Source organism: Synechococcus sp. A15-127 (assembly GCF_014280215.1).
Lineage (GTDB): Bacteria > Cyanobacteriota > Cyanobacteriia > PCC-6307 > Cyanobiaceae > Parasynechococcus.
Genome location: NZ_CP047948.1, coordinates 2,502,239 through 2,526,420 on the forward strand (window position 1 = coordinate 2,502,239; position 24,182 = coordinate 2,526,420).

21 protein-coding genes are annotated in these 24,182 nt (G+C 60.1%); 15 read left to right on the top strand and 6 right to left on the bottom strand.

The genetic code is table 11. The features are described from left to right. Positions 1–215 precede the first annotated feature (215 nt). Entirely contained in the window at positions 216–386 is a 171-nt protein-coding gene (locus SynA15127_RS13245; protein ID WP_043693846.1) for a hypothetical protein, read from the top strand. 73 nt (positions 387–459) lie between these two features. Beyond that, the gene (locus tag SynA15127_RS13250; RefSeq protein ID WP_186484483.1) at positions 460–1,530 is read left to right on the top strand and encodes an anthranilate phosphoribosyltransferase family protein; all 1,071 of its coding nucleotides are present in this window, start codon (positions 460–462) and stop codon (positions 1,528–1,530) included. Here the strand turns inward: SynA15127_RS13250 and SynA15127_RS13255 are convergent. Then, positions 1,491–1,958, bottom strand: coding sequence for a GNAT family N-acetyltransferase (locus SynA15127_RS13255; protein ID WP_186484484.1), 468 nt, complete (start codon positions 1,956–1,958; stop codon positions 1,491–1,493). The two genes, SynA15127_RS13250 and SynA15127_RS13255, sit on opposite strands and share 40 nt — an antisense overlap. Before the next feature lie 45 nt (positions 1,959–2,003). Here SynA15127_RS13255 and SynA15127_RS13260 point away from each other — a divergent pair, with 45 nt between their 5' ends. The 3 genes from SynA15127_RS13260 to SynA15127_RS13270 all read left to right on the top strand — a co-directional run bounded on the left by SynA15127_RS13260 (position 2,004) and on the right by SynA15127_RS13270 (position 6,620). Continuing rightward, a complete protein-coding gene (locus SynA15127_RS13260) occupies positions 2,004–3,245 on the top strand; it encodes an MFS transporter (protein WP_186484485.1) in 1,242 nt (413 codons plus the stop codon). A gap of 44 nt (positions 3,246–3,289) precedes the next feature. Next, positions 3,290–5,428, top strand: a complete 2,139-nt coding sequence (gene ppk1 / locus SynA15127_RS13265) for a polyphosphate kinase 1 (RefSeq protein WP_186484486.1) — start codon at positions 3,290–3,292, stop codon at positions 5,426–5,428. A gap of 205 nt (positions 5,429–5,633) precedes the next feature. Beyond that, the gene (locus SynA15127_RS13270) at positions 5,634–6,620 is read left to right on the top strand and encodes an RpoD/SigA family RNA polymerase sigma factor (RefSeq protein WP_186484487.1); all 987 of its coding nucleotides are present in this window, start codon (positions 5,634–5,636) and stop codon (positions 6,618–6,620) included. Between the two features lie 6 nt (positions 6,621–6,626). Here SynA15127_RS13270 and SynA15127_RS13275 read toward each other — a convergent pair whose 3' ends face one another. Continuing rightward, positions 6,627–7,670, bottom strand: coding sequence for a glycosyltransferase family 2 protein (locus SynA15127_RS13275; protein WP_186484488.1), 1,044 nt, complete (start codon positions 7,668–7,670; stop codon positions 6,627–6,629). Between the two features lie 77 nt (positions 7,671–7,747). Between SynA15127_RS13275 and SynA15127_RS13280 the strand changes: the two genes are divergently transcribed. Together SynA15127_RS13280 and SynA15127_RS13285 are read left to right on the top strand one after the other, a co-directional pair. Further along, the gene (locus tag SynA15127_RS13280) at positions 7,748–8,410 is read left to right on the top strand and encodes a hypothetical protein (protein ID WP_186484489.1); all 663 of its coding nucleotides are present in this window, start codon (positions 7,748–7,750) and stop codon (positions 8,408–8,410) included. 209 nt (positions 8,411–8,619) lie between these two features. Further along, positions 8,620–9,072 carry a diacylglycerol/polyprenol kinase family protein gene (locus SynA15127_RS13285; protein WP_370594002.1) on the top strand — a complete coding sequence of 151 codons (453 nt, stop codon included), beginning with the start codon at positions 8,620–8,622 and terminating at the stop codon, positions 9,070–9,072. Between the two features lie 6 nt (positions 9,073–9,078). Here the strand turns inward: SynA15127_RS13285 and SynA15127_RS13290 are convergent, their stop codons facing one another. After that, the gene (locus SynA15127_RS13290) at positions 9,079–10,146 is read right to left on the bottom strand and encodes a 3-deoxy-7-phosphoheptulonate synthase (protein WP_186484490.1); all 1,068 of its coding nucleotides are present in this window, start codon (positions 10,144–10,146) and stop codon (positions 9,079–9,081) included. 98 nt (positions 10,147–10,244) lie between these two features. On the opposite strand from SynA15127_RS13290, the gene acnB reads away from it, so the two are divergent. From acnB to SynA15127_RS13305, 3 genes are read left to right on the top strand one after another with little or no spacing between them, the layout of a single operon-like run. Beyond that, positions 10,245–12,827, top strand: a complete 2,583-nt coding sequence (acnB, locus tag SynA15127_RS13295) for a bifunctional aconitate hydratase 2/2-methylisocitrate dehydratase (protein WP_186485752.1) — start codon at positions 10,245–10,247, stop codon at positions 12,825–12,827. A gap of 14 nt (positions 12,828–12,841) precedes the next feature. After that, entirely contained in the window at positions 12,842–14,287 is a 1,446-nt protein-coding gene (locus SynA15127_RS13300; RefSeq protein ID WP_186484491.1) for a ClC family H(+)/Cl(-) exchange transporter, read from the top strand. Between the two features lie 56 nt (positions 14,288–14,343). After that, a complete protein-coding gene (locus SynA15127_RS13305; RefSeq protein ID WP_186484492.1) occupies positions 14,344–15,927 on the top strand; it encodes a radical SAM protein in 1,584 nt (527 codons plus the stop codon). On the opposite strand, the gene SynA15127_RS13310 is transcribed toward SynA15127_RS13305, so the two are convergent. Both SynA15127_RS13310 and purU read right to left on the bottom strand, forming a co-directional pair. Then, positions 15,860–17,143: an O-antigen ligase gene (locus SynA15127_RS13310; protein WP_255475515.1), complete on the bottom strand. Its 1,284-nt coding sequence runs from the start codon at positions 17,141–17,143 to the stop codon at positions 15,860–15,862. The genes SynA15127_RS13305 and SynA15127_RS13310 overlap by 68 nt on opposite strands. Then, a complete protein-coding gene (gene purU, locus SynA15127_RS13315) occupies positions 17,140–17,994 on the bottom strand; it encodes a formyltetrahydrofolate deformylase (RefSeq protein ID WP_186484493.1) in 855 nt (284 codons plus the stop codon). Before purU ends, SynA15127_RS13310 begins: the two co-directional genes overlap by 4 nt. Positions 17,995–18,066: 72 nt before the next feature. Here purU and psbQ point away from each other — a divergent pair, with 72 nt between their 5' ends. The 3 genes from psbQ to pstS all read left to right on the top strand — a co-directional run bounded on the left by psbQ (position 18,067) and on the right by pstS (position 20,693). Continuing rightward, positions 18,067–18,516: a photosystem II protein PsbQ gene (psbQ, locus tag SynA15127_RS13320; RefSeq protein WP_186484494.1), complete on the top strand. Its 450-nt coding sequence runs from the start codon at positions 18,067–18,069 to the stop codon at positions 18,514–18,516. A 44-nt stretch (positions 18,517–18,560) separates the two neighbouring features. Beyond that, positions 18,561–19,619 (top strand): NAD(P)/FAD-dependent oxidoreductase, encoded by a 1,059-nt coding sequence (locus SynA15127_RS13325; RefSeq protein ID WP_370594003.1) that lies wholly within the window; start codon positions 18,561–18,563, stop codon positions 19,617–19,619. Positions 19,620–19,682: 63 nt separating this feature from the next. Next, positions 19,683–20,693 carry a phosphate ABC transporter substrate-binding protein PstS gene (gene pstS / locus SynA15127_RS13330; protein WP_186484495.1) on the top strand — a complete coding sequence of 337 codons (1,011 nt, stop codon included), beginning with the start codon at positions 19,683–19,685 and terminating at the stop codon, positions 20,691–20,693. Between the two features lie 77 nt (positions 20,694–20,770). Here the strand turns inward: pstS and dnaK are convergent, their stop codons facing one another. Continuing rightward, the gene (gene dnaK, locus SynA15127_RS13335) at positions 20,771–22,684 is read right to left on the bottom strand and encodes a molecular chaperone DnaK (protein WP_186484496.1); all 1,914 of its coding nucleotides are present in this window, start codon (positions 22,682–22,684) and stop codon (positions 20,771–20,773) included. Positions 22,685–22,800: 116 nt separating this feature from the next. Here dnaK and SynA15127_RS13340 point away from each other — a divergent pair, with 116 nt between their 5' ends. Both SynA15127_RS13340 and SynA15127_RS13345 read left to right on the top strand, forming a co-directional pair. Next, entirely contained in the window at positions 22,801–23,670 is an 870-nt protein-coding gene (locus SynA15127_RS13340) for a shikimate dehydrogenase (RefSeq protein WP_186484497.1), read from the top strand. 24 nt (positions 23,671–23,694) lie between these two features. Further along, positions 23,695–24,168, top strand: a complete 474-nt coding sequence (locus tag SynA15127_RS13345) for a Tic20 family protein (protein WP_186484498.1) — start codon at positions 23,695–23,697, stop codon at positions 24,166–24,168. The last annotated feature ends 14 nt before the right edge of the window (positions 24,169–24,182 follow it).

The window sequence follows — 24,182 nt, forward strand, 5'->3', positions numbered from 1 at the left end:
CATGGCGGAAACAGTCATGCTTAAGAGAAACAACAGTGCACTGCTTCAATGCAGCATTCCAAGGTGGAATGTCTCAGCAGCGGCAAGACTGTTGCGTCATCATTGATCCCGAAATGCAGCAATAACTACCAAAAACAGAGTTCGATTTCGAAACATCCGTCACATCCATGAGCCCATGAAAACTGGTGAAATAGTGAAGTGATGCTTGTAGGGCGATGAGTGAACTGTTCCGATCCATCTCCTCTCTGTTTCTCAGCCAACACCTCCAAACACAACCGGCAACCAATCTCGTTCTGGAACGCCTCTACTACGCGGATGGCCGTCACAACCCCAGTCATCCTCGCCACGGCAGCTTCGATGGATTGAGCGTCTTACCCACTGGTTGAATCGATTGGTAACAACCACTACCTCCAAAGGCCCAGGCGCTCCTGAACACTGCCGTCAGAGACTTGCCCGCAGGTGACCAGCACAGTATTGAGCGGTCGCGAGCGGTTCAAGCAACACCTGCGCAAGGTCGGCAGCGGCGAGCACACCAGCAAGGGCATGAGCCGTGAGGAGGCCGCTGACGCCCTCAACCTGATGCTGGAGGGTGAGGCAACACCGGCACAGATCGGTGCTTTTCTGATCGCCCACCGCATCCGACGGCCAGAGCCTCAGGAACTGACCGGCATGCTCGACACCTACCGGATCCATGGCCCGGTGTTGAGAAGCAAGGCCGATCAGAGGTCTCCGCTGTGCTTCGGCATGCCGTTCGACGGTCGGACGAGAACCGCACCGATCTACCCACTCACAGCCCTGGTGCTGCTGGCCTGCGGCCAACCGGTTGTTCTGCAGGGCGGCAACCGCATGCCGATCAAGTACGGCGTCACGGCGATCGACCTGTTCCGAGCCCTCGATCTCGAGCTCGGTGGTCTACCCCTCACAGCTGTGCAGGACGGATTCGACCGCAACGGTTTTGCACTGATCCATCAGCCGGATCACTTCCCGATCGCCGAAAGCCTCATCAGTTACAGAGAGGAGCTGGGAAAACGCCCCCCCGTCGCCAGCCTTGAACTGCTGTGGACCCCTCATGAGGGTGAGCATCTTCTGGTGAGCGGATTCGTGCATCCCCCCACGGAAAGCCGAGCCTGGGAAGCCCTGAAACTCGCCGGAGAAACCGATCTGCTCACGGTGAAAGGACTGGAAGGTGGAACGGATCTTCCGATCGGCCGGGCCTGCATCACCGCTCGGGTCAGAAACGGTGCGGCGGAACGCCTGATCCTCCACCCCCGCGATCACGGCTGCCACGACGCCGATGTGGAATGGTCCGACGAAACCACCTGGAAGACCCAGGCCCTGGACGCCCTTGGAAACAGCGGCCCCCTCCGGGATGCCGTGCGCTGGAATGCCGGTGCCTACCTGTGGTTCTCAGGGATCAGTGAAACGCTGGATGCAGGGGTGTCGCGCGTCGAGGCTTCTCTGCAGGACGGCAACGCCATGGACTGTCTGGATCAACTGCGGGGCTGGCGCAGCAACCTTTCCATCCGGTAACGCTCGAAGGGCACCCCGCCGATCGTGATCGATTCGGAGGCCAGGACCAGCCAACCTCGCCGCTCCAACAGAGGTCGGCTCAGCTGGCTCGCCTCCGTTCGAAGCCGTTCCAGGCCATCCGCTCTGGCATCGTCCTCAATCTGGGCCAGCAGGGCACTGCCATGGCCCCGACGGGCCTCCCGACCGCGGCAATACAACAACGACAAGCGATCTCTGGGATCGCGGATGGCGAACGCGGCATCCGTCCCGCTGATCCAGCCGTGCCCCTGCCTCAGAGTCCGATCCAGGACGCCCGGCAACCAGGCCAGAGCAGCCCAGGCCCTCACCTGCTCAGGGGTATAAAGCAGCGCTGCCTGGGTTTCGATCGCATCCGCGTAGATCTCCCGCAGCAGCAGGTGGTCGCCGGAGTGGATCGGTCGCAGGGCCATGCCGTTGGCCTGTGGGAATGTGAGTCTCCTCGACTCACAGCCCCCTTGCAGCGTCTCCGCATTCCCACCCTGCTGAGCGCCTTTCTGACGCTGCTGAACGATCGACTCAGCGAAAGCATCGTGTTTCCGCTGTTGCCGTTCCTGCTGGCTCGTTTTGCACCGGACGGCCGCACCCTCGGACTGTTGGCCGGCAGTTATGCCCTGGCTCAATTTCTCGTCACACCGCTGATCGGTGCACTGAGCGACCGCCATGGGCGCCGCCCAGTGATCGCCATCTGCGTCGCCGGTTCGGTGGTCGGCCTGGGACTGTTCGCACTCACCATCAGCCTGCCCTGGTCTGAGGGAGCATCCATTCCACTGCTCCTGCTGTTCGCTGCACGAATCATCGATGGCATCAGCGGGGGAACCGCAGCCACAGCAGGCGCCGTGCTGGCGGATATCAGTCCTCCGGAGCGACGGGCCCGTGCCTTCGGACTGATCGGTGTGGCCTTCGGCCTCGGGTTCATCGCCGGACCGTTCCTCGGGGGTCGCCTGGCAGGCATCAACGTCTCTCTACCGGTCTGGGTGGCGACAGGCTTCGCCATGCTGAATCTGGCTGTGGTGCTGAGCCTGCTGCCGGAAACCCATCCGCTGGAAGCGCGGCGGACCCTGCCCGACCGGCGTGCCCTGAACCCCTTCGCGCGGATCGGCTCCGTGATGAGCCAGGTCAGCGTCGGCCGGCTGTGCACCAGCTTCTTCCTGTTTTTTCTGGCCTTCAACGGCTTCACGGCGATCCTCGTTCTGTATTTCAAGCAGAGCTTCAACTGGGGGCCTGAACTGGCCACCACGGCATTTCTGGTGGTCGGCGTCGTCGCAACGGTTGTGCAGGGAGGCCTGATCGGCCCCCTGGTGAAGCGGTTTGGAGAATGGCGATTGACCCTGCTCGGCCTGGGACTGGTGATCGCCGGTTGTCTGATGATTCCGGTTCTGGGTTCGGCGGATCAGCCCGGAACGATTTTTCTTGCTGTCGGCATCCTGGCCTTCGGAACTGGCCTGGTGACACCGAGCCTGCGCAGCCTTGTGTCCAGACGGCTGGGGGAGGAGGGGCAGGGTGCCGCTCTCGGAAGTCTCCAGGCCTTGCAGAGCCTCGGCAGTTTTCTCGGACCGCCTCTGGCAGGTCTGAGCTACGACCTGATCGGCCCTACCAGTCCCTTCGCAGGCGCCGGCCTGCTGCTGCTGATCGTGATCGCTCTGGTCGCAGGAAGTCCTCTGCCGATGCGTCAGGAGAACAGTTTCAGCAGCTCATGATTGCTACGTTCGCGAGACGGCGCGTTGCAAGCCACAACCCCACCATGAGTGCAGCTGTCCTCCCCAAGAATGCCTATATCAATCGAGAACTGAGCTGGATCGCCTTCAACCAGCGTGTGCTGGCTCAGGCACTGGATGAACGCACACCACTGCTGGATCAGGCCAAGTTCAGCGCCATCTTCAGCAACAACCTCGACGAATTTTTCATGGTGAGGGTGGCCTCCCTGAAATCCCAGGTGGAGGCAGGCATCACCAGCCCCAGTGAAGACGGCAAAACGCCGCTGGAGCAACTGCTCACGATCCGCGAACACCTGATCCCCCTGCTGCAGCAACAGCAGGATCACTACCGGCTGCATCTGAAGAGCGAGCTGCTCAAACACAAGGTGCACCTGCTGGATTACGTCCAGCTGAACGATGCCCAAAAGAACTGGGTTGACGACACCTTCCTTACCTCGGTGTTCCCCTTGCTGACGCCCCTGGGGGTGGATCCGGCCCACCCCTTCCCGTTCGTCAGCAACCTCAGTCTGAACGTCGCAGCGATCATCCATGATCCTGAAACCGGAGAACGTCAGTTCGCGCGGGTCAAGGTGCCCCAAAAGAATCTGCCCCGATTCGTCGCGATCCCATCAGAACTGAGCGATGCCGAACCGGCACCGATTCACACAGCGATTCCCCTTGAACAGGTGATCGCCTTCAACCTGGAGCTGCTGTTTCCAGGGATGACCGTTGAAGGGCATTACTTCTTCCGGGTCACCCGCGATGCCGACCTCGAACTGCGTGACCTTGAAGCCGACGATCTGATGCTGGCTCTGGAGCAGGGGCTGCGCAAACGCCGCATGGGAGGAGAGGTGGTGCGCCTTGAGGTTCCCAACGAGATGCCGGAAGACGTGGTGGAGATGCTGATCACCGGACTCGCCGTCGAGGAAGAGGACCTTTACAGAATCGATGGCCCCCTGGGACTGGATGATCTGTTCGGACTGATAAGCCTGCCGCTTCCTCAACTGAAGAACAAATCACACACCGGATTGACCCCGGCAATGCTCGCCAGATCACAGCAGCACCTGATCGAGGAGGGTGCCATCAAGCCGGAAGAATTCGAGAACATCTTCGCGGTGATGCGTCAGCAGGACATCCTTCTCCACCACCCGTACGAACTCTTCTCCACCACCGTCGAAGAATTCATCAACCAGGCAGCGGACGATCCCCAGGTGATGGGGATCAAGATGACGCTGTATCGCACCTCGAAGGATTCGCCGATCATCGCGGCTCTGATCCGCGCCGCTGAGAACGGCAAACAGGTGATGGCCCTAGTGGAACTGAAAGCCCGCTTCGACGAAGACAACAACATCCAGTGGGCACGCCATCTCGAACGTTCCGGAGTCCATGTCATCTACGGAGTGCTTGGCCTCAAAACTCACACAAAGATTGTTCTCGTTGTTCGCAAGGAGCAAGACAAGCTACGAAGTTACGTCCATATCGGAACAGGTAATTACAATTCAAAAACTTCAAAGCTCTACACAGACCTGGGTCTTCTCTCAACCAGAACCGAGCTCGGTCAGGACCTTGTGGAGCTGTTCAACTACCTGACAGGGTTCTCAAAACAGCAGAGCTTCCGACGCCTGCTTGTGGCACCGGTCACCCTAAGGAAGGGGATGGAGTCGCTGATCCGCCGTGAGATCGAACATTCCCGGGAGGGCCGGCAAGGGCATATCAAAGCCAAGATGAACTCCTTGGTGGACTCCGAAATCATCAATCTGCTGTATGAAGCCTCTCAAGCAGGGGTGACGATCGAACTGATCATTCGGGGGATGTGCAGCTTGTACCCGGGTCGCGAAGGGATGAGTGAAACAATCAGGGTTGTGAGCATCATCGGTCAATTTCTCGAGCACTCACGTATCTTCTGGTTTGCCAACGGTGGCGCGCCGGAGGCCTACATCGGCAGTGCCGACTGGATGTCGCGAAACCTCGACCGCCGCGTCGAAGCGGTGACACCGGTTGAAGAACCTGAACTGCGCCTGAAGCTGGAACGGCTGCTGGAGCTGTATCTGAGAGACAACCGAGGGGCCTGGGACATGCAGAGCGACGGAAGCTTTGTGCAACGACGACCGAACCAAGGAGAGGACGAGCGTAATTCCCAGTTGCAGCTGATCGAGCAATGGAGCCGGGGCATCGAGCTGTCTTGATCGGATGATATGAAGAAGCGCAAAGTTACTGTGCCTAGTGTTACTGGAGTGCACGAGACATCCCTCATCACCTGAGGGAAATTGCAACCCGATCAACAAAAAGGGGCGATTGATGGGCGACTGCTGAAAGTCTTCGGATTCGAAGGAGTTGGTCGGGAGTGTGAGTGCTAAATTCAGCGCAAATCTATTTCAGGAGACCAGGGTGATGGGGATCCCTCTGGAATCTTCCGATACGACTGAAAAGTCGAAACGGAAGGAACCTGCATTGCCGTCCGCAGGACGGCGATCATCAACGCGTCAGGGTGGTCGTCTGGCCACTGATTCCATCGGTTTTTATCTCAGCAGCATCGGGCGTATCCCATTGCTGACTGCAGCCGAGGAAATTGAGCTTGCTCACCATGTCCAGGACATGAAGCAGCTTCAGGAGCTTCCTGAAGACGAACTGTCAGCACGACAGCGCCATCGCATCCGAATGGGCAAACGTGCCCGGGACCGCATGATGGCTGCCAATCTCAGGCTCGTCGTGAGCGTCGCCAAGAAATACCAGAATCAGGGCCTGGAGCTTCTGGACCTGGTTCAGGAGGGAGCCATCGGCCTAGAGCGGGCGGTCGATAAGTTCGATCCAGCCATGGGTTACAAATTTTCCACCTACGCCTACTGGTGGATCCGTCAGGGAATGACCCGGGCCATCGACAACAGTGCCCGCACCATTCGTCTGCCGATACACATCAGCGAGAAGCTGTCCAAAATGCGGCGCATCTCCCGTGAGCTGTCGCATCGCTTCGGTCGTCAACCGAACCGTTTGGAGCTGGCTCACGCCATGGGAATCGAACCGCGGGAACTCGAGGATCTCATTTCCCAGAGTGCTCCGTGCGCCTCTCTGGATGCCCACGCCCGCGGGGAAGAGGATCGGAGCACCCTTGGCGAACTGATCGCAGATCCGAACGGTGATGAGCCGATGGAAGGAATGGATCGGAGCATTCAAAAGGAACATCTGGGCGGTTGGCTGTCCCAGCTCAATGAGCGCGAACAGAAGATCCTGCGCCTGAGGTTCGGCCTCGGTGGTGAGGAGCCACTCACCCTTGCGGAGATCGGTCGACAGATCAATGTCTCCCGGGAAAGAGTGCGTCAGCTGGAAGCCAAAGCGATTCTCAAACTGAGAACCATGACCAACCACCAGCAAGCAGCCTGACAACCATCAGCTCAACTCGAAACGAGTGGATCTCAGTTGTGTGCGATAACGGTGTTGCAATTCAGGTTGTCTATCGATCAACTTTTTGAGTATTTGATAGCGACGCATTGTGAATGACTGACCTTCACTGATCAGCTTTTTCAAGCCAAGGCGTCTGACAAACCAAGAATACGACCACTGATAATAGATTTGATGCCACCAATTGATTCGATATTCTATCGGATCTCCATGGAAACGCCCCAGATCTTCTCCATCAACCTCAATGCAATATCCGTAACGATTATCTTTGATGGGTTGACGATTATTTCGATGCAATCGCCCTTTTACAAGAGAAGCACAATATTCATCATGGCTTCTGAACACTCTATGGTAAACAAACCATGGTTCAAATTTACCCGACAATCTCTCAAGATCTGAACTGGAAACTCGTTTACGCGTAGCGTTGAGCTTTGGAGAACTACCATCACTCAATCGGAAATCAGCCTGGTGAGATTTGTTCTGATAAACGTTAAAAGTATGAATTTTAGAGCCCTTAACAGCACCATTTAGTCGGCACATCGACTTCATTTGGCACATTTTCTTCATCCAAAGTGATCTGCTCAACACAGGCGAAAATGAAAGGCGCTGCAAAGAAGGAAGATCCGAATGCCATAGAAAAGAAACAACATCTGCTCTTTGATTTTGCCGCAATAAACTGCGAATACCCGTCCCAAACTCAGCTGGCATCAGATACTCGTCGATATCCAGAAACAGGAGGTGAGAAAATTTACGAGCTGCCTTTTCATTCTTGATAGCGTGATCATACATGGCTACTTGAAAAGATTTCTTTGCCTTCGTTGATAACCGCAGCAATTCATCAGACTGGACAAATTTAACGCGGCTCGAAGATGCAGAAATTCGGCGAATAATGCGATAACTATTGTCTGTAATGCCATTCATATAGATCTCAATTTCATCAACACCAAGATAAAGATGGTGAAAAATCCATTCCGCGAGATAGGGGGCTTCGTCTTTGGCAATGGCAACCAACTTGAGAGAGAGCATCGCCATCAAAAGCATTGTTTTTATGTTAACACAAACAAAGAGACATTGATTGTGGTAAAATACATATAATAAAAAGTCTGATCATGTTACCTGAAAAGCCGCCTAAAATTTTTGTCATCGGACATCATAAAATCGCGACACGCAGCATTGATCGGTTATTCCGCTGGGACGGGTATCCAACAATGCATTGCCGGAAGGGAAAAATTGCTCGAACAATGCTCACCAACCTTCGCCTGTTCAGACCACTGCTGCATGGCCTGGAAGATATACAAGTCTTCAGCGATATGGAATATGTCAGCTCTGATGGTGAATTGTTTTTTGGATATCGCCTGTTTCCCCAGCTGGATTATCACTACCCTGGCTCGTATTTTATTTACAATTACCGCAAGGTTGATGATTGGATTAAATCTCAATTCACCCACAGAAACAAGGCGCTGGGCTCCTACACACGCCGATACAAAAAAGCACTCAAGAAGCTTCTTAATGTCAACTCAATAAGCGATCAACAGCTGGAGCAGCACTATATTGATTGCTGGTCCCAGCATGAAAAAGACGTGAACCGATACTTCAGCGATCGCAACAATCTCATCCGGCTCGACATCACCAATGCTGACAGCAAGTCAGAATTCATTGATGCCATTCGTAAACTGAACTATCAGATTTCTCGAGACGATCTTCCTTATGTCGGCAAGACCAAAAAGAAAGCAACCTCAACCAGCACCAACTCAGACCAACAGCAACCTTGAACCCTGCAGAACTAAGCATCGTCCTCAAGTTGCTGATCATTGGCAGTTGGATCGCATCGCTGCTCCGCATCGCTGACCTGGTCAGGCAACTCGGAGACAATGATGGTGAGCTGAGTCGCAAGATTGTCCACATCGGAACGGCCGCAACCATTCCGATGGCATGGACTTTTGGACTCTCAAAAATCCTGATTGTGAGTTGTGGAATTGTCGTGACAACGCTCACTCTGATCAACCATCGTTGGCGACTGCTCAAGAGCATCGAAGACATCGGTCGACGAAGTTTTGGAACCAGCGCCTACGGACTTTCGATCACACTTCTGGTGGCTCTGCTCTGGCCTGAACGAGCAGACGCCGTCACCGCCGGAATTCTTGTGATGGGCATCGGCGATGGATGTGCCGGCTTGATCGGTCGTCGACTGAACAGCCCTCGCTGGACGTTGTTCGGGCAGACGAAGTCCCTTGCAGGCACAGTGACCATGGCAATCGCTTCAGGCCTTTGCCTGATCGTTCTCGCTCTCAGCACCCAGGCTGCGATTTCAGTTCCGACTCTGCTGCTCATCAGCGGCAGTGCCGTTGTTCTGGAACAAATCAGCTTCGCCGGGATCGACAACCTTTCGGTGCCGATCGGCGTTGCACTGCTCTGGCAACAGCTGATCCGATGAGATCGATCAGACCATCACCGTTGAGCGGCGAGTCGCCACAGCCTCTGCAAGACGGCCAAGCAACTGCTGGGTGGTCTCGATGCTGATGCAGGCATCCGTGATGCTCTGGCCGTAAGTGAGCTCTGACAGATCACCGGAGAGCTTCTGATTTCCCTCAACCAGATGACTCTCGATCATGACGCCCATCAGATTGGAGGAGCCTTCACGAACCTGATCGGCAACCGATTGCAGCACCTCGCCCTGGCACCGGAAATCCTTGTTGGAGTTGCCATGGCTGCAATCCACCATGAGGCGATCTGAGAGTCCGGCACCCGCCAGTTCGGCTGCCGCATCCTGAACGGCTTCGAGGTGATAATTGGTGCCGCGGTTGCCGCCGCGCAGCACCAGGTGACCATGGGGATTCCCGGTGGTGCTCACGATCGAAGCGTGACCATCCCGGTTGATGCCGAGGAAATGATGCGGCTTCGATGCCGCCCGCATCGCATTGATGGCGATGGTGGCACTGCCATCGGTGCTGTTCTTGTAGCCGATCGGCATGGACAGACCGGATGCCATTTCGCGGTGCGTCTGACTTTCCGTCGTGCGGGCCCCGATCGCCGTCCAGCTGATCAGATCAGCGATGTACTGCGGCACCACCGGATCGAGAAGTTCGGTGGCGGCGGGCATCCCCTCCCGCGCCAGATCCAGCAGCAGCCCGCGGGCCCGACGCAATCCGCTGTTGATGTCATAAGAGCCGTCGAGGTGGGGGTCGTTGATCAAGCCCTTCCAGCCCACCGTTGTTCTCGGCTTCTCGAAGTAGACCCGCATGACCACTTCCAGCTCTGCAGCATGGGTCTGACGCAGAGGCGCCAAACGGCTGGCGTACTCGCGCGCCGCTTCCACGTCATGGACCGAACAGGGCCCGACGATGACCAGAAGCCGCTGATCCTGCCCCCGCAGAATCGCCTGAATGCGTTGTCGAGCGGATGCAACGGTCTCGGTTGCGCTGGCGTCGATCGACAGTTCTGCGTGAAGAAGAGCGGGTGCCACCAGCGGACGCGTCTCCACCACGTGCAGATCGGAGGTGGCGGCCATCGAGCAGCTTCAAACCGGTACAAGGCTACGCACCTCTGAACCGAAGGACAGACCCGTCTCCATGAAGAATGGACTTCCGCATCGTCTCGTCACTTCGCATGCTGAGCACCTACCGCGCGCTTGCCGCTGAACGCGAAGCCCAGGGTGTTCCGCCGCTCCCCATGACGGCTGAACAGACCAGTGCGCTCACCGAGCTGCTGCAGAACCCTCCGGCTGGGGAAGAGACGACCCTGCGAGAGCTGCTCGTGGATCGCATCCCCCCCGGGGTGGACGAGGCGGCCTATGTGAAAGCCACCTGGCTGAGCGCCGTGGCCCAAGGGGAGGCCACCAGTCCCCTGGTCTCGCCGCTGGAGGCCACGCGCCTGCTGGGAACGATGGTGGGGGGCTACAACGTGTCGGCCCTGATCGAGCTGCTCCAGCACAGCGATGAGCAGCTGGCCGGCTGCGCCGCTGAAGGCCTCAGCCGAACCCTGCTGGTGTACGACGCCTTCAACGAGGTGATGGAACTGGCAGCCAGCAACCGCTTCGCCAAGCAGGTGGTTGACAGCTGGGCTGCGGCCGATTGGTTCACCTCAAGGCCGGAACTTGCCGAAACGATCACCGTGACGGTGTTCAAGGTGGAGGGAGAAACCAACACCGACGACCTCTCCCCGGCCACCCACGCCACCACACGCCCTGATATCCCCCTTCACGCTCTGGCGATGCTGGAGACTCGGGACCCCGATGGCCTGAAGACCATCGCCTCTCTTAAAGAGAACGGTCACCCCGTGGCCTACGTGGGCGATGTGGTGGGCACTGGCAGCTCCCGCAAGAGCGCCATCAACTCCGTGCTCTGGCACACCGGCGATGACATCCCGCATGTGCCGAACAAACGGGCGGGTGGGGTGATCCTCGGAAGCAAGATCGCACCGATCTTTTTCAACACTGCTGAAGACTCCGGGGCTCTGCCGATCGAATGTGACGTCACAAGCCTGAACACCGGTGATGTGATCACCATCCGTCCTCATGCCGGCACGATCGAAAAAGACGGCGCGGTGGTCAGCCGGTTCGAACTGAAGCCCAGCACCATCAGCGATGAGGTTCGTGCGGGCGGCCGCATTCCCCTGATGATCGGCCGCGCCCTCACCGACAAAGTGCGCGCCAAGCTCGGCCTGGCACCCTCCGATCTGTTCATCCGTCCCAGTGCACCAGCGGACACCGGAAAGGGCTTCACCCTGGCCCAGAAGATGGTGGGCAAAGCCTGCGGTCTCACCGGAGTGCGTCCCGGTACCAGCTGCGAACCACTGATGACCACAGTCGGCTCCCAGGACACCACCGGGCCGATGACCCGGGACGAGATGAAGGAGCTGGCCTGTCTGGGCTTCTCCTCCGACCTGGTGATGCAGAGCTTCTGCCATACCGCCGCCTATCCCAAACCGGTGGACCTGCAGACCCAGAAGGATCTGCCCGACTTCTTCGCTCAGCGCGGCGGCGTCGCCCTTCGCCCCGGCGACGGGATCATCCACAGCTGGCTCAACAGGATGCTGCTGCCCGACACGGTGGGCACCGGTGGCGACAGCCACACCCGCTTCCCCCTGGGCATCTCCTTCCCAGCCGGGTCCGGCCTGGTGGCCTTCGCCGCGGCCATCGGTGCCATGCCTCTGGACATGCCCGAGTCGGTGCTGGTGCGGTTCAGCGGCTCGCTGCAGCCTGGCGTCACCCTGCGGGATGTGGTGAATGCGATCCCATGGGTGGCCATTCAACGCGGGCTGCTCACCGTGGAGAAGGCCAACAAGAAGAACCTGTTCAATGGCCGGATCATGGAGATCGAAGGTCTTCCCGACCTCAAGCTCGAGCAGGCGTTCGAACTCACCGACGCCAGTGCCGAGCGCTCCTGCGCAGGCTGCACGATCAAGCTCTCCGAGCAGACGGTCAGCGAATACCTGAGAAGCAATGTGGCCCTGCTCAAGAACATGATTGCCCGCGGTTACAGCGATGCCCGCACCCTGGCCCGCCGGATCAAGGAGATGGAGGCCTGGCTGGCCAACCCCCAGCTGCTGAGTGCCGATTCCGATGCGGAGTACGCCGAAGTGCTGGACATCAACCTGGACGAACTGACCGAACCGGTGCTGGCCTGTCCCAACGATCCGGACAACGTGAAGCTGCTGAGTGAGGTGGCCGGGAACCCCGTGCAGGAGGTGTTCATCGGCTCATGCATGACCAACATCGGCCATTACCGCGCCGCGGCCAAGGTGCTGGAGGGCTCCGGCAGCAACAAGGCCCGTCTCTGGGTCTGCCCCCCAACCCGCATGGATGAGGAGACCCTCAAGGCCGAGGGCTACTACGCCAGCTTCGAGGCAGCGGGCTCACGCATGGAGATGCCCGGATGCTCCCTGTGCATGGGCAATCAGGCACGGGTGGAGGACAACACCACTGTCTTCTCCACCAGCACCCGCAACTTCAACAACCGTCTCGGCAAGGGTGCCCAGGTGTATCTGGGAAGCGCTGAGCTGGCGGCGGTGTGCGCCCTGCTGGGACGAATCCCAACAGCTGAGGAATACCGCACGATCGCGGCCGAAAAGATCGACCCCCTCTCCGGCGAGCTCTACCGCTACCTGAACTTCGACCAGATCGACGGATTCGCAGATCAGGGACGGGTGGTCACCTCGGATGCGGAAGCAGCAGTGCTTGCAAACGCCTGAACAACTCTCAACACGTGCCTTCCACGAGCGAACCGAAACAGCGACGTCACCAACTTGGCTCCAGCCGCAGCATTCGCACACTGCTCGAGCGGCGCTGGCTCGTGGTGGTGCTGGCCCTCTCGCTCACGGGCCTCGGCGCTGCGATCACAGGACTGCTGTTCAAAGGAGGCATCAACCTGCTCCGGGACTGGCGCCTGGAACTGCTGAACGAACTGCCCGCCTGGGTGGTCCTGCCAGCGCTGGGGGGGGTCGGCGGCATGGTTTCCGGCTGGCTGGTGACCAATTTCGCTCCAGCCGCCGGTGGCGCCGGCATCACTCACATCATGGGGTTTCTTCGCCACAAGTCAGTGCCCATGGGCCTGAGGGTGGGCCTTGTGAAACTGTTCGCTGGCATCATCGCCATCGGCAGCGGCTTCCCACTCGGTCCTGAAGGACCTGCCGTGCAGATGGGTGGTTCCGTGGCCTGGCAGATGTCGCGTTGGTTGAAGGCTCCGGTCGCCTTCCGGCGCGTCATCGTCGCCGCCGGCGGTGGGGCCGGGATCGCAGCAGTGTTCAGCGCACCCATCGGCGGCTTCATCTACGCCATCGAGGAACTGCTTCACTCGGCCAGGCCGGTGGTGCTGCTGCTGGTGATCATCACCACCTTCTCCGCCGACACCTGGGCTGACGTTCTGGGGTACCTCGGCCTCAGTCCAGGCTCTGGAGGACTGGATGGAACGGTCGGATTTCAGGTGGAGCGCGAATTCTCTCCCCTCCTGAAATTTCTGCCGATCGATTTCCCGTATCTGATCGCTCTCGGTGCTGTGATCGGACTGCTTGCAGAGCTCTACTGCCGCTACGTGCTGACCCTGCAGCGCCATGGCAACAGCTGGTTCGGCAGTCGTCTGATCCTGCGCATGTCCCTCAGCGGTCTGTTGCTGGGCGGGGTCTATGCCGCTCTCCCACAGACGTTCCACAACCCTGCGGAACTGCACCATCTGATCGGGGAGGGAACTGCGGACGTGAGGCTGGCGCTCACCAGTTTCGTTGTGCTGTTCTTCAGCACAGGCCTGGCCGCGGCCTCGGGAGCCCCGGGGGGATTGTTCATGCCGATGCTGACCCTGGGTGGTGCGATCGGACTCGCCTGCGGTGGCGGCGTGGAAGCCCTGACGGGTCATGTCCCCACCACGTATGTCTTCGCCGGGATGGGGGCTTTCGTGGCGGGCTGTTCCCGCACACCGATCTCGGCGATGTTTCTGGCCTTCGCCCTCACCAAGGATCTGCTGATCCTCAGGCCGATCATGGTGGCCTGCCTGATGAGCTTCCTCGTGGCCAGGCTGTTTGACCACCGCTCGATCTATGAGCGTCAGATGGGCATGGAACTGGATGCGGAGAACCGGATGCAGACCCACCTGGATCGGCAACGACGGCCGTTCAACGCACCACCGAGACCGGCATCCAACTCTGGAGACGAACGCTGAACCAGGAAACGCTGCTGTTTGAGCGGGCAGTCCCGGAGAGCGATGCCCTCAAGGCGGTGCTGGCCTTCCCGAGCACCTATTCGGTCGGCATCACAAGCCTCGGCTACCAGATCGTCTGGGCAACCCTCGCCCAGCGCGCGGATGTGGACGTCCGCCGGCTGTTCACGGACCAGTCGGATCCGTTGCATCGACACATCGATCTGTTCGGTCTATCGCTCAGCTGGGAGCTGGATGGACCCGTTCTGCCGGAGCTGCTGCGGAACCAGCGCATTCCGATCTGGGCTGTCGATCGAAGCGACGCCGACCCGATCGTGTTCGGCGGGGGGCCGGTGCTGACCGCCAACCCCGAACCCCTTGCACCGTTCTTCGATGCCGTGCTTCTGGGAGATGGCGAACTGCTGTTGCCAGCCTTCGTCGATGCCCTAAAGAGCTGCCGGCAGGCTCCAAGAGCCGAACGACTGCGACGGCTGGCCGGAGTTCCGGGGGTCTACGTCCCGAGCTTGTATGCCCCGCGGTACGACCCGGATGGAACGCTGCTGAGCGTGGAGCCCATCGATCCGGATCTGCCATCGGTGATCGAAAAGCAGACCTGGCGAGGCAACACCCTGAGCCATTCCACGGTGATCACACCGGAAGCCGCCTGGCCGGACATCCACATGGTGGAGGTGGTGCGCAGCTGTCCGGAACTCTGCCGCTTCTGTCTGGCCAGCTACCTCACCCTGCCGTTCCGCAGCGCATCGCTGGATGACGGACTCATCCCGGCGGTCGAGAAAGGCCTGACAGCGACCCGCCGGCTTGGGCTGCTGGGAGCCTCAGTGACGCAGCACCCGCAGTTCGATGATCTGCTGACCTGGCTGGACCGGGACCGGTTCGATGACACCCGCGTCAGCGTCAGTTCCGTGCGGGCCGCCACGGTGACTCCGGAGCTTGCAAGGATCCTGACGAAGCGGGGCAGTCGCTCCCTCACCATCGCCATCGAAAGCGGCAGCGAACGCATACGGCAGGTGGTGAATAAGAAACTGAGCACCGAACAGATCCATGCGGCCGCCAGTCACGCCAAACAAGGAGGGCTCCGTGGACTCAAGCTGTACGGAATGGTCGGACTGCCAACGGAGACGGACGATGACGTGGACGCCACGGCCGACCTGCTGCTGACCCTGAAGAAGAACACGGCAGGGCTGCGCTTCACCCTCGGTGTCAGCACCTTCGTGCCCAAGGCCCAGACGCCGTTCCAGTGGCAGGGCGTCAGACCTGAAGCGGACAAACGACTGAAACGACTGGCGAAACGGTTGAAGCCGAAAGGAGTGGAGTTGCGACCGGAAAGTTACGGCTGGAGCGTGATCCAGGCACTGCTGTCGCGCAGCGACCGGCGTCTTGCCCCGGTGATCGCCGCGGTTGGCGAAGCCAGGGAAAGCATGGGTGGCTGGAAAAAGGCCTACCGCGCCGCTCTCAATGGCGAACTGGAGCCCATGCCGGGCCAGGCTTCACCGCCACCACCCCCGTGGCGGGATGTGATCGAGGAGAACTGGGACGCCTCACGAACCTTGCCCTGGACGCATCTCCGGAGTGCGATCACCCCGGAGCGTCTGCGGGAGCATCACGATCTGGCGCTGCCTCCAGATCACCGTGCTCCCGGATGAAGCCATGCAGGCCTGACAGCAGCACCCAGCCGAGGATGTTGAGCCGGCTGTCGAAGAAGGGCAGATCCGTGGCGTGCATCGCCACCAGAACCAGCACGGCGGTCCACCAGCCCCGTTCCATCGGACCCCGGCGGAGCATGCCCCGTTTCAGCGCCACCACGATCAGCGCCAGAACGGTTCCCACCAGCAGCACCGCCACCGGGAGACCATGGCTGACCGCCAGCTCCAGGGGGAGGTTGTGGGAATGCCCGTGCCATTTCCTTTGGGCATGGATCGGATACAGAACGCTGAAGGCCGCCGCACCCCAGCCCAGCCACGGCCGCTGAGCGATGAGCTCAACCCCGAAACGCCACTGGGCCAAACGGGTGAGGCTGTCCGTGGACTGCCCCTCCACCAGACGCTGTCTCAGGCCGGAGGGCAGCAGACCTTGTGCCCATTGCTGAAGAGAGTCGGGAACACCCGGAAGCACCGCCAGCGCCAGAGGCATCGCGGCTAGGAGCAGAAGAGGCAACAGCCACCACCACTGCATCGGACCCAGTACCCAGGGAAGCGCCAACGGCAACGCCCCCATGGCATTACGAGAACGGGTGAGCACAACGGCAGCCACCAGGACTGATGCCAGAAGCATCGCGACGGCACGACACCAGAGGGGATCCCGACGACGCAGCACCGCCGCCAGTGAGAGCGGCCAGATCACAGCGAGCCAGGCGCCCGCGACATTGGCGTAATCAAACAGACCGGAAAGCCGGCCTTCGGGATGGCCTCCGGGAGCCACAAACCAGACGATCCCACCACCGAGCAGCTGCCACGGGCCGGACCAGCCCAGCAACATCTGACCGAAACCCGTGATCAGCACGGGAACGGTTCCGGCCAGAAGCACACGCGCGGCCAGGCGACGCTGGTCGGCGGAGCGCACATAAGGCTGAAATGCCCAGAAGCCCCAGATGAATGGAAGCCAGTTGCCCAGGCCAGCCCAGGCAAGAGCCCCGGTCTGCGAAAGAAGGCAGCCGATGAGCATCAGCATGCCGGCCAGAAGCAACGGCAGGATCCAGGGATCCCGCCAGATCGGCTGATCGCGACCACGACTGCCGCTCAGGCAAGCCACGAACAGGAACAGTGCCGCCAGCAGAGCGCTGGAGGGCAGCAGAAACAGTCCGATAAGAAAGCAGCGACCTGCGAAACCGGCGAGGTCCTTTCCGAGAAAACGCTCTTTCACGCAAAAACGGCCGTGCGCCCCCGATAGACCATCACCTGGCGGCACAGGTGCAGTCGCAAGGCACGGGCGAGAGCCAGTCGCTCGGTGTCACGACCCTTGCGGATCAGATCGTCCACTTCGTCGCGGTGACTCACATGGGCAATGGTCTGTTCAATGATCGGGCCGGCATCAAGGTCTTCGGTGACGTAATGGGCCGTGGCACCGATCAGCTTCACACCGCGCTCCCAGGCACGGTGATACGGCTGCGCTCCCTTGAAAGCCGGCAGGAAGGAGTGGTGAATGTTGATCACCTCGGAAAAGCGGCTGAGAAAATCACTGCTCAGCACCTGCATGTACTTCGCCAGCACGGCCAGGTCAATGGCGTGATCCTGGAGCAGCTGCAGCATGCGCTGTTCCGCCTCCGGCTTTGTCTCCCGGGTGACAGGCACCCACTCGAAATGAACACCGAAACCGGTGCACAACGCCTCAAGGTCGGGATGATTGGCAATCACCAGGGGAACCCGCATGGGCAATTCACCGCTCTGCACCCTCCAGAGCAGATCCTGAACACAATGACTCTGCCGGCTCGCAAAAATCGCCACCCGAGGCAGCTCATCCGAGAAATGCAGCTGAGCCTGCCCATGCAGTCGTTCCGCCAGAGCAGCCGCAGACTCCGGAAGTGCCTGACGGGAAATGCCGAAACCGTTGAGCATCCACTCGATCCGGCTGAGGAACAAACCTGCACCGGCATCTGTGTGATGGTCGGCATGACGGATGTTTCCTCCGTTAGCGGCCACCCACCCGGCCAGCTCACTGACCAGCCCTGGACGATCCGGACAGATCAGCTGAAGGATGACCGTAGGCTCGCTCACGACTACAGACTGAAAAGCAAATTCTCCCGCGCTGAAACCGCTGGTTAAAGTCTCAAAGGTTTTTTCCTGACCATGCTGAAGGCCCTGCGACGCCTGGCCGCCATCTGCCTCTGCGTCACGTTGAGCCTGGGTCTGTTGGCCCCGGCTTCTGTCAACGCCGCCGGCATCAAACCTGACGATCTGGCTGTGATCCGCCGTCAGGCCGCTGCGTTCGAAGACACCAAGTCGCGTCTTCCGGATCTGGCCCGGTTGGTGAGCGCCGAGGACTGGGTCTTCACCCGCAACCTTCTGCATGGACCGATGCAGGAGGTGGGCCGCGAAATGCTGTACATCAATCAGCGTCTGGATCGCTCTGAGCGCAAGGATGCAGACAAGATCGCCCGCAAGCTGAAGGAAGCCCTGGCTGATCTTGATGAAGCTGCACGTCTGCAGGATGGATCCCGCCTTCAGCGCTCTTACAGCGCCCTGGCAGCCAGCTTCGACGCCTACTCCGATGTAATCCCGGCCGAGGCCTACAGCTGAACCGAACGATTGCCGTTGTCGGTGCCGGCGTCGTCGGCGCCGGCGTGGCCTGGCACCTGGCACGACAAGGCCACCCGATCACACTGATCGATCCAGGCCTTGAAGAATCGGTCAAACGCACAAGCGGTGACGGGAACCATCTGACGGGAACCCATGCATCGCTGGGCGTTCTCATGGGAAACGTGTTCCGGCGTTCGAGTGGTCGCGGTTGGCGCCTCCGGCAGAGAAGCATGGCACTGTGGCCCTCGTGGGTCTGCGCACTGCAGCGGCAGGAACCGGAACTGATCCTGAAGACACCGCTGCTGCAGCTCGCAGACGGTGATGAAACGCTCGGCCGCATGCGGAAGCTTGCCGACACCAGGTCAGACTGTGGACTCTCCCTGCTTGAACGACACCAGCTGCAGGGCGTCTGGCCGGGCATCACCCATGGGGGACTGCTCTCCGAACGGGATGGACGCATCAACCCGCTGATGCTGCTGAAAGCTCTGCGAAAGGCCCTCGCCGATCTGCCGGTGACTGGGGTGGCCGCTGCTGTGGAGACGATCAGTCGCGCCGAGCCCGGACAGGGAGGTGGCTGGCGGCTGGGCTGCGATGACGGGAGTTGCCTGCATCAGGACACCGTCGTGATCTGCGCAGCGCTGAACAGTCCTGCTCTCCTGGAGCCACTGGGTCATCCACGCCCGATGCAGCCGGTGCTCGGACAGGCTCTGAGACTGAAGATCACATCCGGGCCGACGAACTGGATGAGCTGGCCAGCCGTCCTGGTGCATCGGGGATACAACCTGATTCCCGATGGACACGGTCATGTGCTGCTCGGCGCCACCGTGGAACCTGGCGAGCGATCAGAGCCGGAACCGCTGCAACTGATGCGCCATCTCGAAGACTCAGCACCCGAGTGGCTGCGCAACGCCAAGGTGCTGGAACACTGGAGCGGACTGCGGGCCAGACCGGTGGAGCGACCGGCACCCTTGCTGGAACGGCTGGAACCAGGGCTGCTGCTGGCGACCGGCCACTACAGAAACGGTGTTCTACTGACACCTGCCACCGCGGAATGGGTCGAACAGCACCTGGAAGATTCGCTATCAATGATGAGCAAGTCTTAAATCAGCCTTGGACTCGCCTGCATAGCTTCCGGAAGGTTCAACCTCTGTACCCACATCGGATTCATGAGTCGTTCCAACATCCTCAAAAGTCTTGCGGCCACTGCCGGCATCACCGCCACCGTGACGCTCGCCGGCTGTGGCGGCGGCACCGGTGGCGGAGGGGGTGACCAGGTCACAGGCAAGCTCAATGGCGCCGGTGCCTCGTTCCCCGCGGCCATTTATCAGCGCTGGTTCCAGGAGCTCCAGCCCGAGGGCGTCGCGGTCAACTACCAGTCGGTTGGCTCCGGCGCCGGAGTGCGGCAGTTCACGGCCGGAACCGTGGATTTCGGTGCATCCGACAAGCCGATGAAAAAGGATGAGATCGCGAAGGTGAGCCGTGGTGTGCTGCAGATCCCGATGACGGCCGGAGCCATCGCAGTCGCTTACAACCTCGACGGATGCGATCTGAAACTGAGCCAGGACCAGCTGGCCGGAATCTTCCTCGGCAAGGTCAAGAACTTCAACGAGCTGGGCTGCGCTGATCAGGCGATCACCGTGGTCCGTCGCTCCGACGGTTCCGGCACCACGTACAACTTCACCAAGCATCTCTCGGCCATCAACGAGGAGTGGAAGACCAAGATCGGTGCTGCGAAGGCCGTCAAATGGCCCACGGGCGTCGGCTCGAAAGGCAATGAAGGCGTTGCCGCCCAGCTGAATCAGATCAAGGGTGGGGTGGGTTACGTAGAAGCCGCCTATGTGAAGGGCAAGCTTCAGGCCGCCGCTGTCACCAATGCCTCCGGTGAGCAGGTGAAGCCCACCAATGAAACGGAAAGCGCCGCTCTCGACTCCATCGACATCGGCTCGGATCTGATCGGTGGCAACCCGAATCCACCCCAGGGTTACCCGATCGTCACCTTCACCTGGGTGCTGGCCTACGAAACGGGCAACGGCGGCAAGACCGCCGCTCTGAAGAAGGCCTTCGAGTTCATGCTGTCCGAGAAAGCTCAGGCACAGGCACCTGATCTCGGCTACGTCACCCTGCCCGAGGGTGTGGTGGAGAAGTCCCTGGCTGCGGTCGAGAAGATCGCTGAGTGATCACAACCGTCAAGCGATTGCGGGCAATAAAAAAGGGGGCCGATGGGCCCCCTTTTCAATGGTCACGGCTCAGCCGATCACTTGGATTCCGTGAATTCAGCGTCGATCACATCATCACTGGCACCAGTGCTGCCGGCGGCACCGTTGCCTGGATCAGCCTCACCATCGGGTGATGCGCCCGCTTCAGCACCAGCCTGCTGATAGACGGATGCTCCAACGGTGTAGAGCTCCTGCTGCAATTCCTCCAGCAGAGTCTTCATCGCGTCGTAATCGTCCTTCTCGGTGGCTTCCTTGAGCTTGAGGCGCTTCTCCTCCAGCTTCGCCTTGGCGTCGGCATCGACCTTGTCGCCCAGTTCGCCCATCTGCTTTTCAGCTTGATAAACGAGGGTTTCGGCCTGGTTCTTGAGGTCGATCTTCTCGCGCTTCTCCTTGTCAGCGCTGGCATTGGCCTCGGCGTCCTTGACCATCTTGTCGACTTCGGTATCCGACAGGGTCGACGCACCGGTGATCGAGATGGACTGCTCCTTGCCGCTGCCCTTGTCCTTGGCGGTGACGCTGAGGATGCCGTTGGCATCGATATCGAAGGTCACCTCGATCTGAGGCACACCCCGGGGTGCCGGGGGGATGCCATCGAGACGGAAGGTTCCAAGTGACTTGTTGTCGGACGCCATCTCGCGCTCACCTTGGAGCACGTGAATTTCCACATTGGTCTGACCATCCACAGCCGTGGAGTAGGTCTCGGTCTTCTTGGTGGGAACCGTGGTGTTGCGGGTGATCATCTTGGTCATCACACCGCCGAGGGTTTCCACTCCCAGGGAGAGGGGCGTGACGTCGAGCAGAAGGATGTCCTTCACCTCGCCTGCCAAAACACCGCCCTGAATGGCAGCACCGACAGCCACCACCTCATCGGGGTTCACCGTCTGGTTGGGGTCTTTGCCGGTGATGCGCTTGACCAGTTCGAGCACAGCCGGGATGCGGGTGGAACCACCCACCATCACGATCTCGTCCAGCTCGCCGGAGGACAACTTGGCGTCCTTGAGCGCCTGCTCCACAGGCATGGCGCAGCGGTCGATCAACTTGGAGGCCAGTTCCTCGAACTTGGCGCGAGTGAGGGTGAGATCCAGGTGCTTGGGACCCTCAGGTGTGGCCGTGATGAACGGCAGATTGATCTCGCTCTGGGTGGCGTTGGACAGCTCGACCTTCGCTTTTTCAGCGGCTTCGGTAAGGCGTTGCAGGGCCTGCTTGTCCTGACGCAGATCGATGCCTTCGTTGGATTTGAACGTCTCGGCCAGGTGATCAACGATCACTTTGTCGAAGTCGTCACCGCCGAGGTGCGTGTCACCAGCGGTGGACAACACCTCAAACACGCCGTCGCCAACTTCGAGCACAGACACATCGAAGGTGCCGCCGCCGAGGTCGAACACCAGGATGCGCTCGTTGCTCTTCTTGTCGAGTCCGTAGGCCAGAGCGGCAGCAGTGGGCTCGTTGATGATCCGCAGCACCTCGAGGCCGGCGATCTTGCCGGCATCCTTGGTGGCCTGGCGCTGGGAGTCGTTGAAGTAAGCGGGAACGGTGATCACCGCCTGGGTGACCGTTTCTCCCAGATACTTGCCGGCGTCCTCCGCCAGCTTGCGCAGCACCTGGGCACTCACCTCCTCAGGGGCGAACTGCTTGTCGAGAATTGGGCACTTCACCTTCACATTGGAGCCGGCCTTCTCGACGCCGTAGCTCACTTCCTTGGATTCCTCATTGACCTCATCGACGCGTCGGCCGATGAATCGCTTGACGGAATAAAAGGTGTTGTCTGGATTCATCACCGCCTGACGTTTGGCGATCTGACCGACAAGCTGATCCTGGTTCTTGGTGTAAGCGACCACGGAGGGCGTTGTGCGGAAGCCCTCGGCGTTGGCGATGACGGTGGGCTTGCCACCCTCCATCACAGACACGCAGCTGTTCGTAGTGCCAAGGTCAATGCCGACAACCTTGCCCATCGGTGGTCACCTCCTGAAAATGCGGTTCTGAACCACGTCATCTTCTTCAGCAGAGCCCTGGACAGGCGAGGTGTGGTTCCCGAACAGGCAGGCTGGATGGGCGATCCCGCAGCACGATGATCAACGGCGGCACAGCCCTGGTGGGACTGCTCGGCAACCCGGTGCGGCATTCCCTCTCACCAGCGATGCACAACGCGGCCCTGGCTGAGCTTGGGCTGAACTGGCGCTATCTCGCCCTGCCCTGTGAACAACACCATCTCCGGGATGTGCTCGACGGACTCCACGCCGTGGGCTGCCGCGGCCTCAACGTCACCATTCCCCACAAGCAGGCCGTTGCCGGCCTGTGCCGGAAGCTGAGCCCACTGGCATGCCGCCTAGGGGCCGTGAACACCCTGATTCCTGAAAACGGAAGCAGCTGGACAGGCAGCAACACCGATGTGAACGGTTTTCTCGCGCCCCTTGAAACCCACATCGACTGGACGGGACGCCGGGCGGTGGTGGTCGGCTGCGGTGGGTCGGCCAGGGCAGTGGTGGCAGGCCTGCAGACTCTCAATCTGACTGCGATCAGCGTGATCGGGCGTCAAACCACGACCCTTCAGCCATTTGTGCAGGATCTGAACCTGGAGGAAGCACCCCTGGACCCTCTGCTCGATTCGGACCCATCCATCGCGGACGTGATCGCAGCCAGCGACCTAATCGTCAATACAACCCCTGTCGGCATGGCTCAGCACGGCCAAGCCGGCGCCATGCCACTGGGAGAGAGCCTCTGGAGCGGAATCAAAACCGAAGCAACGCTCTATGACCTGATCTACACCCCGCGCCCCACCGCCTGGCTGCAATGGGGCCGAAAGCGCCAGCTGCACTGCATCGATGGCCTGGAGATGCTGGTACAGCAGGGGGCCGCTTCCCTGAGGCTCTGGAGCGGCCATGACGATGTGCCTGTGGATGCCATGCGCTCGGCAGCTGAAACCGCGCTGAAGGCCTAGCGTCGATTCAGTTCTCTTGGCGGTGTGGAGATTCCTGTCTGGCAGCGGGTGGTGGCCCCTTTGGTTTATCTGCTGCCCTGGAGCGACGCCATTCCTTTTGGAGGCCCGCTGTTCCAGCAGTACCCATGGATGCAGTGGTTCACTCTTCCCGTTCTGCCCCTGGCACTGCTCGAACGGAGCGTTCCCTTCGGACTCGGGGGTCTGCTCCTGTTCTTCGTGCTGTTTCTGGCGGTTGTTCGCAACCCGAACGTTCCCTACTTCGTGCGTTTCAACACGCTCCAGGCGCTGCTCACCGACATCATTCTCGTCGTGCTGGGCTTCGCCTTCACGATTCTGCTCCAACCCCTTGGCGGAAGCGGACTGTTGATGCGGACGCTGTCCAGCACCGTGGTGATCGCCACATTGGCGATCCTGCTGTTCGCCCTGGCGGAGTGCCTGCGCGGCCGCGAGCCGGACCTGCCGGGCATCAGCCAGGCTGTCCGCATGCAGTTGTACTGAGAAGGACACCCCGG

Coding starts and splice junctions, on each gene's coding strand:
- SynA15127_RS13275 (WP_186484488.1), bottom strand. CDS start 7,670: ATGGCGATGCTCTCTCTCAAGTTGGTTGCCATTGCCAAAGACGAAGCC.
- acnB (WP_186485752.1), top strand. CDS start 10,245: ATGCTGAGCACCTACCGCGCGCTTGCCGCTGAACGCGAAGCCCAGGGT.
- psbQ (WP_186484494.1), top strand. CDS start 18,067: ATGCTGAAGGCCCTGCGACGCCTGGCCGCCATCTGCCTCTGCGTCACG.
- SynA15127_RS13280 (WP_186484489.1), top strand. CDS start 7,748: ATGTTACCTGAAAAGCCGCCTAAAATTTTTGTCATCGGACATCATAAA.
- SynA15127_RS13270 (WP_186484487.1), top strand. CDS start 5,634: ATGGGGATCCCTCTGGAATCTTCCGATACGACTGAAAAGTCGAAACGG.
- SynA15127_RS13245 (WP_043693846.1), top strand. CDS start 216: ATGAGTGAACTGTTCCGATCCATCTCCTCTCTGTTTCTCAGCCAACAC.
- dnaK (WP_186484496.1), bottom strand. CDS start 22,684: ATGGGCAAGGTTGTCGGCATTGACCTTGGCACTACGAACAGCTGCGTG.
- SynA15127_RS13255 (WP_186484484.1), bottom strand. CDS start 1,958: ATGGCCCTGCGACCGATCCACTCCGGCGACCACCTGCTGCTGCGGGAG.
- SynA15127_RS13340 (WP_186484497.1), top strand. CDS start 22,801: ATGATCAACGGCGGCACAGCCCTGGTGGGACTGCTCGGCAACCCGGTG.
- pstS (WP_186484495.1), top strand. CDS start 19,683: ATGAGTCGTTCCAACATCCTCAAAAGTCTTGCGGCCACTGCCGGCATC.
- ppk1 (WP_186484486.1), top strand. CDS start 3,290: ATGAGTGCAGCTGTCCTCCCCAAGAATGCCTATATCAATCGAGAACTG.
- SynA15127_RS13290 (WP_186484490.1), bottom strand. CDS start 10,146: ATGGCCGCCACCTCCGATCTGCACGTGGTGGAGACGCGTCCGCTGGTG.